Here is a 12,668-nt window from a genome sequence, read left to right on the forward strand (position 1 = left end):
GGGCAGAAAACCGCATCCGCGTTGAATACCGGGCGGCAAAGTCCCTATAATCGGGTTCATTTTTACAGACAACGGACAGAGAACTCACGTGGCAAAGAACATTCAAGCCATTCGCGGCATGAACGACTACCTGCCGGAAGAAACGGCATTATGGCAGCGTATTGAAGGCACCCTCAAGCAGGTGCTGGGCGGCTACGGTTACAGCGAAATCCGGTTGCCGATTGTAGAGCAGACCCCGTTATTCAAACGCGCGATCGGCGAAGTGACCGACGTCGTGGAAAAAGAGATGTATACCTTCGAAGACCGCAACGGCGAAAGCCTGACGCTGCGTCCGGAAGGGACGGCTGGCTGCGTGCGCGCCGGCATCGAACATGGTCTGCTGTACAATCAGGAACAGCGTCTGTGGTACATCGGCCCGATGTTCCGCTACGAGCGCCCGCAGAAGGGGCGTTACCGTCAGTTCCATCAGCTGGGCGCGGAAGTGTTCGGCCTGCAAGGCCCGGATATCGACGCCGAGCTGATCCTGCTGACCGCCCGCTGGTGGAAAGCGCTGGGCATCGCCGAGCACGTCACGCTGGAGCTGAACTCCATCGGTTCGCTGGAGGCGCGCGCCAACTACCGCGACGCGCTGGTGGCGTTCCTGGAGCAGCACGTCGAGGTGCTGGACGAAGACTGCAAACGCCGCATGTACAGCAACCCGCTGCGCGTGCTGGACTCCAAAAATCCTGAGGTGCAGGCGCTGCTGAACGACGCGCCGCGCCTGTCCGAGTACCTGGATGAAGAATCCCGTGCTCACTTCGCCGGTCTGTGTGAACTTTTGGCGCAGGCAGGTATCCCATATACCGTTAACGAGCGCCTGGTGCGCGGTCTGGATTACTACAACCGCACCGTGTTTGAGTGGGTGACCACCAGCCTGGGCGCGCAGGGCACCGTCTGCGCGGGCGGCCGTTACGACGGCCTGGTCGAGCAACTGGGCGGCCGCGCCACCCCGGCGGTCGGTTTCGCCATGGGCCTCGAGCGTCTGGTGCTGCTGGTGCAGGCGGTCAACCCGGAATTCAAGGCGCCGTCGGCTATCGACGTGTACGTCATTTCTTCCGGCGCGGGCACCCAGAGCGCGGCGATGCGGCTGGCTGAACAGGTGCGCGACGCGGCGCCGCAGCTGAAGCTGATGACCAATTACGGCGGCGGCAACTTCAAGAAGCAGATCACCCGTGCGGACAAATGGGGCGCGCGCATCGCGCTGATCCTGGGTGAGAGCGAAGTGGCGGCGCAGCAGGTGGTGGTGAAAGACCTGCGCAGTGGTGAACAAGAAACGCTGGCGCAAAGCGAAGTCGCTGCGCGTCTGGCTTTGATGTTAGGTTAAGGAGAAGGACACCGTGGAAGTTTATACCACTGAAAACGAACAAGTCGACGCACTGCGTCGGTTCTTTGCCGAGAACGGCAAAGCGCTGGCGGTGGGCGTGGTGCTCGGAATTGGTGCCCTGGTTGGCTGGCGTTATTGGCAGAGCCATGAAAACTCCAACATGATGGCGGCATCGCAATCCTATCAGGAAGCCAGCGATCGTCTGGCGGCCGGCAAGCCGGATGACGTGGCTGCCGCAGAGAAATTTGTCCAGGCCAACGGCAACAGCTACGGCGTACTGGCCGCGCTGCAGTTGGCCAAGCACTTTGTCGAACAGAATGATTTCGCCAAGGCGGAACAACAATTGGTGCTGGCGCAGGGCCAGACCAAAGACGACAACCTGTTGGCGATGATCGACCTGCGTCTGGCGCGCGTCCAGCTGCAGGAGAAAAAGCTGGATGAAGCGCTGAAAACGCTGGATGGCGTGAAAGGCGAAGGCTGGGTGGCGATGATGCAGGATGTGCGCGGCGATGTATTGCTGGCCAAGGGCGACGCCAAGGGCGCGCGCGAAGCTTACAGCAAAGGCATTGAGTCCAATGCTTCTCAGGCGCTGCAGGTTCTGCTGCGCATGAAATTGAATAACTTGTCCAGCTAAGGGGAATTCCCATGCAATTGCGTAAAACACTCTTGGTCGGACTGGTTTCCGCTGCCTTGCTGAGTGGTTGCTCGCTGTTTAACAGCGAAGAAGACGTGGTTACCATGTCGCCGTTGCCGAAAGTTGAAAATCAGTTTACGCCGAGCAAGGCGTGGAGCACCTCGGTGGGCGACGGTATCGGTGAGTATTACTCCCACCTGCGTCCGGCCTATCAGGACAGCACCATTTACGCCGCCGATCGCTTCGGCATCGTGAAAGCGATGGACGCCGACAGCGGCAACGAGAAGTGGAAGGTCAATCTCTCCGAGAAGACCGGTTTCTTCTCCAGCAACCTGTCTGCGCTGCTGTCGGGCGGCCTGACGGTCGCGGGCGACAAGGTTTACGTCGGCAGCGAAAAAGCGGTGGTTTACGCATTGAACACCGCCGACGGCGCCATCGCCTGGCAGACCAAAGTGGCCGGCGAAGCGATCTCCCGTCCGGTTGTCAGCGACGGCATGGTGTTGGTGCACACCTCCAACGGCATGCTGCAGGCGCTGAACGAAGCCGACGGCGCGGTGAAGTGGACGGTTAACCTGGACATGCCTTCGCTGTCGCTGCGCGGTGAATCCGCGCCGGCCGTCGCTTTTGGCGCCGCCATCGTCGGCGGTGACAACGGCCGCGTCAGTGCGGTGCTGATGCAGCAGGGCCAGATTATCTGGCAACAGCGTATTTCTCAGCCGAGCGGCGCAACCGAAATCGATCGCCTGAACGACGTGGACACCACGCCGGTGATCGTTGACGGCGTGGTCTACGCGCTGGGTTACAACGGCAACCTGACGGCGCTGGATCTGCGTTCCGGCCAGATCATCTGGAAACGCGAGCTGGGTTCGGTGAATGATTTCATCGTCGACGCGGGCCGCATCTACCTGATCGACCAGAACGATCGCGTGGTGGCGCTCAGCACCGAAGGCGGCGTGACCGTGTGGACGCAGAGCGATCTGCTGCACCGTAACCTGACGCCGCCGGTGATGTATAATGGTTATCTGGTGACCGGTGACGCCGAAGGTTATCTGCACTGGATCAACACCACCGATGGCCGTTTTGTCGCCCAGCAGGAAGTGGACAGCTCCGGCTTCCTGTCTGCGCCGATGGTGGCCAGCGACAAGCTGATCATCCAGGCTCGCGGCGGGAAAGTTTACGCTTTCACCCGCTAACGCCGCTCGTCGCATGGCTTGAAAACGGCTCCTGAATGTTCAGGGGCCGTTTCGTATTTTTATAAGCTGCACCGCTGGTGTCTATCCACAGTGCAGTAACGCATTGATTATTAAGTAATGAGGCTTCAACAATGATACCTGTCGTCGCGCTGGTCGGGCGCCCGAATGTGGGTAAATCCACCTTGTTCAACCGTTTAACCCATACGCGCGATGCGCTGGTGGCGGATTTCCCGGGGCTGACGCGTGACCGCAAGTATGGTCGTGCTGAAATCGAAGGCAATGAATTCATCATCGTCGATACCGGCGGCATCGACGGCACCGAAGACGGCGTAGAAACGCGCATGGCCGGCCAGTCGCTGCTGGCGATCGAAGAAGCGGACATCGTGCTGTTCATGGTCGACGCCCGCGCCGGCCTGATGCCGGCGGATCAGGGCATTGCCCAGCACCTGCGCAGCCGCCAGAAGGCGACCTTCCTGGTGGCCAACAAGACCGACGGCCTGGATCCGGACACCGCCACCGCCGATTTCTACTCGCTCGGTCTGGGTGAAGTGTTCGCTATCGCCGCTTCTCACGGCCGCGGTGTGACCCAGCTGATTGAACACGTGCTGGTGCCGTTCGTGCCGGAAAAACCGGAAGACGTCGAGCTGACCGAGGAAGAGGCCAACGCCGCTTACTGGGCCGAGCAAAACGGCGAAACGCTGGAAGGCGAAGAAGACGAAGAGCCGGAAGAAGCGTTCAATCCGCAGGATCTGCCGATCAAGCTGGCGATCGTCGGCCGCCCGAACGTCGGTAAGTCTACGCTCACTAACCGCATCCTCGGCGAGGAGCGCGTGGTGGTGTATGACATGCCGGGCACCACCCGCGACAGCATCTACATTCCGATGGTGCGCGACGAACGCGAATACGTGCTGATCGACACCGCCGGGGTGCGCAAACGCGGCAAGGTGACCGAAACTGTCGAGAAATTCTCGGTGATCAAGACTCTGCAGGCGATTGAAGACGCCAACGTGGTGCTGCTGGTGATCGACGCGCGTGAAGGCATTTCCGATCAGGATCTCTCTCTGCTCGGCTTTATCCTCAATAGTGGGCGCTCACTGGTGATTGCGGTCAACAAGTGGGACGGCATGAGCGAAGAAGATCGCGAGCACGTGAAAGAGATGCTCGATCTGCGTCTGGGCTTCGTCGACTTCGCGCGCGTGCACTTCATTTCCGCCCTGCACGGCAGCGGCGTCGGCAACCTGTTCGAATCGGTACAGGAAGCCTACGAGTGCGCAACCCGCCGCGTAAACACCTCGATGCTGACCAAAATCATGCAGATGGCGGTTGACGATCACCAGCCGCCGTTGGTGCGCGGCCGCCGCGTGAAGCTGAAATATGCCCATGCCGGCGGTTACAACCCGCCGATCGTGGTGATCCACGGCAACCAGGTCAGCGATCTGGCCGATTCGTACAAACGCTATCTGATGAACTATTTCCGCCGCTCGCTGAATGTGATGGGGACCCCGATCCGCATCCAGTTCAAAGAGGGGGACAACCCGTTTGCCGGCAAACGCAACCTGCTGACGCCGACCCAGATGCGTAAGCGCAAGCGCCTGATGAGCCACCTGAAAAAGAGCAAGTAATCGCTCATGAGGGGCGCGGCAGTGATGCCGCGCCCCTTTTTTATTGGCCCGAAATCGTTTTATTATCTGAAGATTACCTCGCCTGTCTGAAGGAACACCATGTCCTGGGAAACCTGGAGTTTTGCGTTCGACGTCACCGTGCCGAATCTGCTGATGATGCTGCTGGGGATCCTGCTGCGCCATTGGCGCCTGATGGATGACCGCTTCGTCGACGGTGCGACCCGCCTGGTGTTCAATCTGGCGCTGCCGTGCCTGCTGTTTTTCAGCATTGCCACCAACCATCCGCAGCTGCTCGGCAATCTGCCGCTGGTGCTGTTCGGCGCGGTCGGCACGCTGGCGACCTTCCTGCTGCTGGAGCTGGCGGCCAGGTGGGTGGTGAAAGAACCGCGTGAGCGCGGGGTATTCGTACAGGGCGGCTTCCGCGCCAACACCGCCATCGTCGGTCTGGCCTACGCCATGACCGCCTACGGCAGCGAAGGCATTGCGCTCGCCTCGCTGTACCTGACGGTGACCGTGATCCTGTTCAACATACTGTCGGTCATCACCCTCACGCGCAGCCTGCAGGGCGGGCAGGGCAAGAAAATCAGCCACCTGTCGCTGCTGCGCAGCATCGTCACCAATCCGCTGATCATCGGCCTGGTGTGCGGGCTGCTGTATGCGCAAACCGGGCTGGGCATCCCGACCGTGATCCGCCAGACCGGCAGCTATATCTCCGCGCTGTCGCTGCCGTTGGCGCTGCTGTGCACCGGCGCCAGCCTGGATTTTCGCGCCATGTTCCGCTCGTCCAACGTGGCGGCGCTGTCGTCGGCGGCCAAGCTGTTTCTGGTGCCGTTCCTGATGACGCTGGCCGGCTGGCTGTGCGGGTTTCACGGCGCGGCGCTGGGCATCATCTTCCTGTTTTCCGCCACGCCGACCGCTTCGGGCAGCTATGTGATGACGCGCGCCATGGGCGGCAACGCCACGCTGGCGGCCAATATTATCGCCATCACCACCGTCGGTTCGTTCTTCACCACCGCGTTGGGGATCTATTTTTTGCGCTCATGGGGCGCGATTTAACCTGGGAGTCGTTATGGACGCGCACTGTCCGCACTGTCGTCAGACCATGAATTGGGTAGCGGGTCACTACCATTGTGCCGCCTGTCAGCGCGATTATCGGCAGCTGGCGAGCTGCCCGGAGTGCGGGCAGCCGCTGCAAGAGTTGAAGGCCTGCGGGGCGGTGGATTACCTGTGCCAGAACGGGCACGGGCTGATCTCCAAAAAACGGGTGAATTTCAGCTATCAGCCGCTGTAAGCCCTCACTCATCCACCTGGCCGGTTTTCCACAGATCCACCAGCGCCTGCGGCGCGCTGCTTTCCGGGATTAACAGCACGATCTCGGTGCTCAGGGTGGGGCTGGTGTAGTTGATCTGTATGCGGTAGTAGCGCTGGTCGCCGCAGCCGGGGGAGTTGGGCTGGCCTTCTTCCTGCGCATAAGGCAGCGTCTGGTTCAGCAGCTGATTCAGGCGCTGCCGCTGCTCCGGCGTGATATCGGCCAGCGCGATGCGGCGCTGGCCCGCCAGTTTGGGAATGTAGGCGAAGCCTCCCTCGCGCGCCAGCTCAATGACCGTATCCTGATTGAGCGTCGGCAGCGGTTTCATTATTCCACCCCCACCTGATGCCAGGCTTGTTGCACCTTGTCCGCCACGCTCTGGTCGAAACGCGCTTGCGCATGTTTCACCGTGGCGCGGGCGAAGGTGGCGAAATCGGCATTTTGCGGCAGCGCTTTGTCGCATACCGTGTCATACCAGACGTAGCCGGCTTTCTCCCAGGCGAAGCCGCCCAGCGCCGTCGCCGCCAGGTAGAAGGCGCGGTTGGGGATGCCGGAGTTGAGGTGCACGCCGCCGTTGTCTTCCTTGGTCTGGATATAATCCTTCATGCTGGCGGGCTGCGGGTCTTTGCCCAGCAGCGGGTCATCGTAGGCGGTGCCGGGCGCCGACATCGAGCGCAGCCCTTTGCCTTTGATGCCCTTGGCGAGCAGCCCGGCGCCGATCAGCCAGTCGGCTTTATCGGCGGTTTGCTGCAGGTGGAACTGCTTGACCAGCGAACCGAACACGTCGGACAGCGATTCGTTGAGCGCCCCGGACTGCTGGTAGTAGATCAGCCCGGCTTCGCTCTCGGTCACGCCGTGCGCCAGCTCGTGGCCGACCACGTCGATGGCGATGGTGAAACGGTTGAAAATCTCGCCGTCGCCGTCGCCGAACACCATCTGCTGGCCGTTCCAGAAAGCGTTCTGGTACTCCTTGCCGTAGTGTACGCTGCCGACCAGCGGCAGCCCCTGGTTATCCAGTGAGTTGCGGCGGTAGGCCCGCCAGAAGAAATCGTAGGTGACGCCGAGGTAGTCGTAGGCTTCGTCCACCGCCACGTCGTGGTTGCTGGGCTGGCCCTCTTTACGCACCTGTTTGCCGGGCAGTTGGGTGCCGTTCTGGGCGTCGTAGATATCGCGGAGCGCTTCGCCGGCTCGGGCGTTTTTCTCGGTCGGTGAACGCAGCGGCTTGTTGCCGAGCAGGCTTTGCACGTGGTTCAGGGTGTGCAGCGCGCAGTCGCGCTGCGGGGCGTTGCCGTGTTCAATGATGCGGCGCAGCATGTAGGGAGGAATGACGGAACGCATGCGCTGGGCTGGCATAGTGGCTCTCCTTAGGCAAAAAATTTTACCTCATCGAATGAATGCACTGTGCCTAAGTGTAGCCTACTCGTCATAAAGCCTGTGGTCATGCGTGCTCACCGCCGGCGCAGTCTTGTGCGGGCTGATGCGCCGCACCGAGGCGCGTACCGCCAGCCGGCCGTGCAGCAGCAGATTGCACGGCGGCGCGTCGGCGCGCAGCATGCGCCGCTGCAGCAGTTGGATCGCCTCGTAACCCAGTTCGTCGCGCGGCACCTGCACCGAGGTCAGCGGCACGTCATGGATTTCCGCCAGGTTGAAGCCGTCGGTGCTCATCACCGACACGTCGCCCGGCACGTTCAGCCCTCGCTTGTTGAGCGCCTTGACCGCCCCGACCGCCATGTAGTCGCCGCCGGCCAGGATCGCCGTCGGCAGCGGGGCGTGGCCGTGGATGCCATCGAGATAGGTGGTCAGCGCCTGCTCGGCCTCTTCGCTGCCGAAGCCGGAGGTGGTGACCAGATGGCGGCCGTCGTCGAACGGCAGATGATGCCGCGCGTAGGCTTGCCGGATGCCCGCCAGCCGCAGCTCCATGGTGTGGCGGCGCAGACACTGCAGGTTGAGAATATGGCTGTGCCCCTGCTGGAACAGGTAGCTGGCGGAGTAATCGCCGATCAACTGATGATCCGGCGAGACGCTGTCCAGCCGCATCTGCCGATCGCTGCAGTTGATCAGCACGCAAGGTTTGTGCAGATCGGCCGCCAGGGTGTGGATATGCTCGTCGTCGATGCCGATGATCAGCGCCGCTTCGGTGTGCGGATCGCTCATCTTTTCCAGAAACAGCGCGCCGTCGCTGCGCTGCTCTTCCAGCCCGCAGTAGCGGATGCGCACCTCATGCTCCATCAGCGCGGCGGCAATGCCCTGAATGACCTTGTAGTAGAAGATGTCGGTGCGCACGTCGAACGCGCGCTGCGGCGCGAACACCATCACGTTGTTCAGCATCAGCCGGCCGCTGGAAATGCCCTGCAGAATGCCGTTTTGCTGCGCACAGTCCAGCACCTTGCGGCGCGCCTCGGCGCTGGTGTTGGCCTTGCCGGCCAGCACGCGGGAAACGGTGCTGATCGACAGCCCGGTTTGGCGGGCGATCTCCTGGATTTTCAGCTTTCCGTTCATTTTGTGATCTCCTTCAAATTCGTCCATGAGAATATTTTCACTGCGGATTTTCAGCGTCTTGACCTGATTTATCGGCCATTATGACTATTTTTTCACCCGCCTGTGAAAATCTTTGCAAAAAACCCCGTTTCGCTGTGCGCTATCGCTGAGTAGTCTGCATTGGTACACCAATTTTGGGACATGTCAGTCCAATTTTAACGGTGTGCGAAAAAGAAAACAAAAAATAAATCATGGGGTTGTGATGGACTGCCGGTCTGTTATGCGAACGTTGGCCTGTGTTCAACGTCCCCTTTTGATAGCGCAACGTACCTTACCAATGCGCGCGTCGCTGTCACAGGCGGCCGCGGGGAGATAACCGATGAGTGTGGAGATCAATCAGACGGTCGCGCAGAGCGGCCGGCGCAAGTTCAAATCGCTGCGCTGGTGGATGCTGGCGCTGTTCTTGCTGGGCGTCACGGTCAACTACATTACCCGCAACTCGCTGGGCATTCTGGCGCCGGAGCTGAAAACCAGCCTGAACATGAGCACCGAGCAATATGCCTGGGTAGTGGCGTCGTTCCAGCTGGCCTACACGGTGTTCCAGCCGATCTGCGGCTGGCTGATCGACGTTATCGGCCTGAAGATGGGCTTTCTGATCTGCGCCGGTATTTGGGCGGTGGTATGCATGCTGCACGCCGGCGCCGGCAGCTGGCTGCAACTGGCCATTCTGCGCTTCTTCATGGGGGGCGCGGAGGCGGCGGCTACCCCGGCCAACGCCAAGGCGATCTCCGACTGGTTCCCGAAAAAGGAGCGGCCGATCGCCGCCGGCTGGGCGGGCGTCGGTTTCTCCATCGGCGCCATGTTGGCGCCGCCGATCATCGTCATCGCTCACGTCTCCTTCGGCTGGCAGGGGGCGTTCCTGTTCTCCGGCGGGCTGGCGCTGATCTGGGTCGTGCTGTGGTGGCTGTTCTACCACTCGCCGCAGCAGCACCCGAACCTCAGCCAGCAAGAGCTGGATCTGATCCGCGAAGACAACGAGCCGGTGTTGCCGAAGCTGCCGTTTTTCACTTCGCTGGCCAGCCTGTGCAAGAACAAGAAGTTTTACGGCATCGCCATCCCGGCCTTTCTCGCCGAGCCGGCCTGGGCGGTCTTCAGTTTCTGGGTGCCGCTGTACCTGGCCACCGAACGCGGCATGGATCTGAAGCAGATCGCGATGTTCGCCTGGCTGCCGTTCCTGGCGGCGGATATCGGCAGCGTCGCCAGCGGCTATCTCACCACCCTGTACCGCAAATGGTTCGGCTGCAGCCGCGTCAACTCGGTGGTCGCCAGCTCGGTGACCGGCGCTTTCCTGATGGTGTCGCTGGCGTTCGTGGCGATCACCCAAGATCCCTATGTGGCGATCGCGCTGATCTCGATCGGCGGTTTCGGCCATCAGGTGATCTCCTGCATGCTCAGCGCGCTGGTGGTGGAGTCGTTCGATAAAAACCAGATGGCGACGGTCAACGGCATGCGCGGCTCCAGCGCCTGGATCGCCAGCTTCCTGTTCACGCTGCTGATCGGCGCGGTATCCGACACCATCGGCTTCAACCCGCTGTTCATCGCGATGGGCTTCTTCGATCTGATCGGCGCTGTGTTCCTGATTGCCCTGATCGCCGAGCGCGGCGGTAAGAAAACCCCTTCACACAGCTAAATGGAATCTTTATGAAAACCTTGAAAAATTGGACATTGGCGGCGCAGCATGCCGATCATGTCGAGCTGCTGGTCGATGAACGCCATCGTTTCTGCCTGTACGTGCTGGAAGACGGCCTGTTCCGCGTGTTGATCAAACGTGAGGGCGAGCTGGCGCTGGATCGCACCTGGAGCATCGCGCCGCAGAACGATGTGCCCTGGGAGGGGCGCGATCGGCTCAGCGTCGCCGGTTTCAGCCTGCCGGGCTATCAGCTGCGCCAGGCGGGCGATCGGCTGGTGGTCAGCACGCCGCTGCTGCGCGTGACGGTGCATCAGCCGCTGTGGTTGGAATGGGAGCATTGCAATGCCGCCGGCGAGTGGCGGCCGCTGGCGGCGGATCGGCCGACCAGCGCCTACCTGCTCAATGCGCACGGCGACGGCGTGGCGCACTACCAGCGGCGTTTTGCCGATGAGCGCTATTACGGCCTGGGGGAGAAAGCCGGCGATCTGGAGCGCACCGGCCGCCGCTTCGAGATGCGCAATCTGGACGCCATGGGCTACAACGCCGCCAGCACCGATCCGCTGTACAAGCACATTCCGTTCACCATCACCCGTGGGCCGGAGGCGAGCTTCGGTCTGTTCTACGACAACCTGAGCAGCTGCTGGCTGGATCTGGGCAACGAGATCGACAATTACCACGCGGCCTATCGCCGCTATCAGGCCGAAGCAGGCGATCTGGATTACTACCTGTTCCTCGGGCCGAAGGTTTTGGACGTCACCAAGGCCTTCGTGCGCCTGACCGGCCGCACCCACTTCGGGCCGAAGTGGAGCCTGGGCTACAGCGGCTCGACCATGCATTATACCGACGCGCCGGACGCCCAGCAGCAGCTGCAGCAGTTCATTGCGCTGTGCCGCCAGCACGCCATTCCCTGCGACTCCTTCCAGCTGTCGTCGGGCTACACCTCGATCAACCACAAACGCTACGTGTTCAACTGGAATTACGACAAGGTGCCGCAGCCCAAGCTGCTCAGCCAGGCGTTTCACGACGCCGGCCTCAGGCTGGCGGCCAACATCAAACCGTGCCTGCTGCAGGATCATCCGCAGTATCAAGAGGTGGCGGCGCAGGGGCTGTTTATCCGCGATTCGCAAAGCGACGCGCCGGAACGCTCCAGCTTCTGGGACGACGAAGGATCGCACCTCGACTTCACCAACCCGGCGACGGTGCGCTGGTGGCAGCAGGGCGTCACGCAGCAGCTGCTGGAGATGGGCATCGATTCCACCTGGAACGACAACAACGAGTACGAAGTGTGGGACGGCGAAGCGCGCTGTCACGGCTTCGGGCGGCCGATCGCCATCAAGCACATCCGCCCGGTGATGCCGCTGCTGATGATGCGCGCCTCGATGGAGGCCCAGCAGCGCTTCGCGCCGCAGAAGCGGCCGTACCTGATCTCGCGTTCCGGCTGCGCCGGCATGCAGCGCTACGTGCAGACCTGGAGCGGCGATAACCGCACCAGCTGGCAGACGCTGCGCTACAACATCCGCATGGGGCTGGGCATGAGCCTGTCCGGGCTGTATAACCTCGGCCACGACGTCGGCGGCTTCTCCGGCGACAAACCGGACGCGGAGCTGCTGGTGCGCTGGGTGCAAAACGGCGTGATGCATCCGCGTTTCACCATCCACTCCTGGAACGACGACGCCACGGTCAATGAGCCCTGGATGTACCCGAGCGCTACCCCGGCGGTGCGCGAGGCGATCAACCTGCGTTACCGGCTGCTGCCGTATTTCTACACTCTGCTGTGGCAGGCCTGCGCCGACGACGAGCCAATGCTGCGCCCGACTTTTCTCGATCACGAACAGGATGTGCGCACCTTCGGCGAGAACGACGATTTTCTGATCGGCCGCGATCTGCTGGTGGCCAGCGTGGTGGAGCCGGGGCAGCGCTGGCGTTCGGTATATCTACCGGACAACGGCGAAGGCTGGTACTGCTTCTACAGCGGCCAGTGGTTCGGCGGTGGCCAGACGGTGACGCTGGCGGCGCCGCTGGAGCGTTTGCCGCTGCTGGTGCGCGCCGGGGCGGCGCTGCCGTTGTCGCAGCGGCTGGCGCATGTCGACGTGGCCGCCGACGATCGGCGCGAGCTGCGGCTGTTTCCGCTCAAGGGCTGCGGCGTGAGCAGCGGGCTGTTGTTTGAGGACGACGGCGAAAGCGAAGGTTGGCGGCAGGGCGATGCGCTGTGGCTGCGCTGGGAAATGCGCTGCGACCATCAGCGCATCATGCTGGACATCGCGACGGAAGGGCGTTTCCGCCCGGCCTGGCGCACGCTGACGCTCAGCCTGCCGGAAGGCGAAACGCGCGCGCTGTGGGTGAACGGCGAACCGGGCGAGCGCTTTACGCTGGGGTAGG

The 12,668-nt window shown here is 62.0% G+C and carries 11 protein-coding genes; 8 read left to right on the plus strand and 3 right to left on the minus strand.

Translation table 11 applies throughout. The annotated features are described in order from the left end of the window. Nucleotides 1-88: 88 nt before the first annotated feature. The 6 genes from hisS to ACMGF7_RS13630 all read left to right on the plus strand — a co-directional run bounded on the left by hisS (nt 89) and on the right by ACMGF7_RS13630 (nt 6,103). Complete coding sequence (hisS, locus tag ACMGF7_RS13605; protein ID WP_004941437.1) at nt 89-1,363, plus strand: histidine--tRNA ligase; 1,275 nt, start codon at nt 89-91, stop codon at nt 1,361-1,363. Between the two features lie 13 nt (nt 1,364-1,376). Beyond that, nucleotides 1,377-1,997, plus strand: coding sequence for a YfgM family protein (locus tag ACMGF7_RS13610; RefSeq protein ID WP_015378775.1), 621 nt, complete (start codon nt 1,377-1,379; stop codon nt 1,995-1,997). Between the two features lie 11 nt (nt 1,998-2,008). Beyond that, a complete protein-coding gene (bamB, locus tag ACMGF7_RS13615) occupies nt 2,009-3,190 on the plus strand; it encodes an outer membrane protein assembly factor BamB (protein ID WP_004941440.1) in 1,182 nt (393 codons plus the stop codon). Between the two features lie 131 nt (nt 3,191-3,321). Further along, the gene (der, locus tag ACMGF7_RS13620) at nt 3,322-4,812 is read left to right on the plus strand and encodes a ribosome biogenesis GTPase Der (RefSeq protein ID WP_004941442.1); all 1,491 of its coding nucleotides are present in this window, start codon (nt 3,322-3,324) and stop codon (nt 4,810-4,812) included. A gap of 99 nt (nt 4,813-4,911) precedes the next feature. Continuing rightward, nucleotides 4,912-5,868 carry an AEC family transporter gene (locus tag ACMGF7_RS13625; RefSeq protein ID WP_164095087.1) on the plus strand — a complete coding sequence of 319 codons (957 nt, stop codon included), beginning with the start codon at nt 4,912-4,914 and terminating at the stop codon, nt 5,866-5,868. A 13-nt stretch (nt 5,869-5,881) separates the two neighbouring features. After that, nucleotides 5,882-6,103 (plus strand): zinc ribbon domain-containing protein, encoded by a 222-nt coding sequence (locus ACMGF7_RS13630; protein WP_004941446.1) that lies wholly within the window; start codon nt 5,882-5,884, stop codon nt 6,101-6,103. Between the two features lie 4 nt (nt 6,104-6,107). Here ACMGF7_RS13630 and ACMGF7_RS13635 read toward each other — a convergent pair whose 3' ends face one another. The 3 genes from ACMGF7_RS13635 to ACMGF7_RS13645 all read right to left on the minus strand — a co-directional run bounded on the left by ACMGF7_RS13635 (nt 6,108) and on the right by ACMGF7_RS13645 (nt 8,620). Beyond that, entirely contained in the window at nt 6,108-6,449 is a 342-nt protein-coding gene (locus ACMGF7_RS13635) for a protealysin inhibitor emfourin (RefSeq protein WP_004941448.1), read from the minus strand. Beyond that, the gene (locus ACMGF7_RS13640) at nt 6,449-7,474 is read right to left on the minus strand and encodes a M4 family metallopeptidase (protein WP_021504502.1); all 1,026 of its coding nucleotides are present in this window, start codon (nt 7,472-7,474) and stop codon (nt 6,449-6,451) included. Before ACMGF7_RS13640 ends, ACMGF7_RS13635 begins: the two co-directional genes overlap by 1 nt. 63 nt (nt 7,475-7,537) lie before the next feature. Then, on the minus strand, nt 7,538-8,620 hold the full coding sequence (locus ACMGF7_RS13645; protein ID WP_004941451.1) for a LacI family DNA-binding transcriptional regulator: 1,083 nt from the start codon (nt 8,618-8,620) through the stop codon (nt 7,538-7,540). Between the two features lie 358 nt (nt 8,621-8,978). Here ACMGF7_RS13645 and ACMGF7_RS13650 point away from each other — a divergent pair, with 358 nt between their 5' ends. Together ACMGF7_RS13650 and ACMGF7_RS13655 are read left to right on the plus strand one after the other, a co-directional pair. Then, nucleotides 8,979-10,289, plus strand: coding sequence for an MFS transporter (locus tag ACMGF7_RS13650; RefSeq protein ID WP_048325200.1), 1,311 nt, complete (start codon nt 8,979-8,981; stop codon nt 10,287-10,289). An 11-nt stretch (nt 10,290-10,300) separates the two neighbouring features. Continuing rightward, nucleotides 10,301-12,667 (plus strand): TIM-barrel domain-containing protein, encoded by a 2,367-nt coding sequence (locus ACMGF7_RS13655; RefSeq protein ID WP_164095086.1) that lies wholly within the window; start codon nt 10,301-10,303, stop codon nt 12,665-12,667. The last annotated feature ends 1 nt before the right edge of the window (nt 12,668 follow it).

The sequence above is a fragment of the Serratia sp. BNK-17 genome (genome assembly GCF_048684935.1).
Taxonomy (GTDB): Bacteria; Pseudomonadota; Gammaproteobacteria; order Enterobacterales; family Enterobacteriaceae; genus Serratia; species Serratia nematodiphila.

Coding starts and splice junctions, on each gene's coding strand:
- ACMGF7_RS13650 (WP_048325200.1), top strand. CDS start 8,979: ATGAGTGTGGAGATCAATCAGACGGTCGCGCAGAGCGGCCGGCGCAAG.
- ACMGF7_RS13630 (WP_004941446.1), top strand. CDS start 5,882: ATGGACGCGCACTGTCCGCACTGTCGTCAGACCATGAATTGGGTAGCG.
- ACMGF7_RS13625 (WP_164095087.1), top strand. CDS start 4,912: ATGTCCTGGGAAACCTGGAGTTTTGCGTTCGACGTCACCGTGCCGAAT.
- ACMGF7_RS13635 (WP_004941448.1), bottom strand. CDS start 6,449: ATGAAACCGCTGCCGACGCTCAATCAGGATACGGTCATTGAGCTGGCG.
- der (WP_004941442.1), top strand. CDS start 3,322: ATGATACCTGTCGTCGCGCTGGTCGGGCGCCCGAATGTGGGTAAATCC.
- ACMGF7_RS13655 (WP_164095086.1), top strand. CDS start 10,301: ATGAAAACCTTGAAAAATTGGACATTGGCGGCGCAGCATGCCGATCAT.
- ACMGF7_RS13645 (WP_004941451.1), bottom strand. CDS start 8,620: ATGAACGGAAAGCTGAAAATCCAGGAGATCGCCCGCCAAACCGGGCTG.
- ACMGF7_RS13640 (WP_021504502.1), bottom strand. CDS start 7,474: ATGCCAGCCCAGCGCATGCGTTCCGTCATTCCTCCCTACATGCTGCGC.
- bamB (WP_004941440.1), top strand. CDS start 2,009: ATGCAATTGCGTAAAACACTCTTGGTCGGACTGGTTTCCGCTGCCTTG.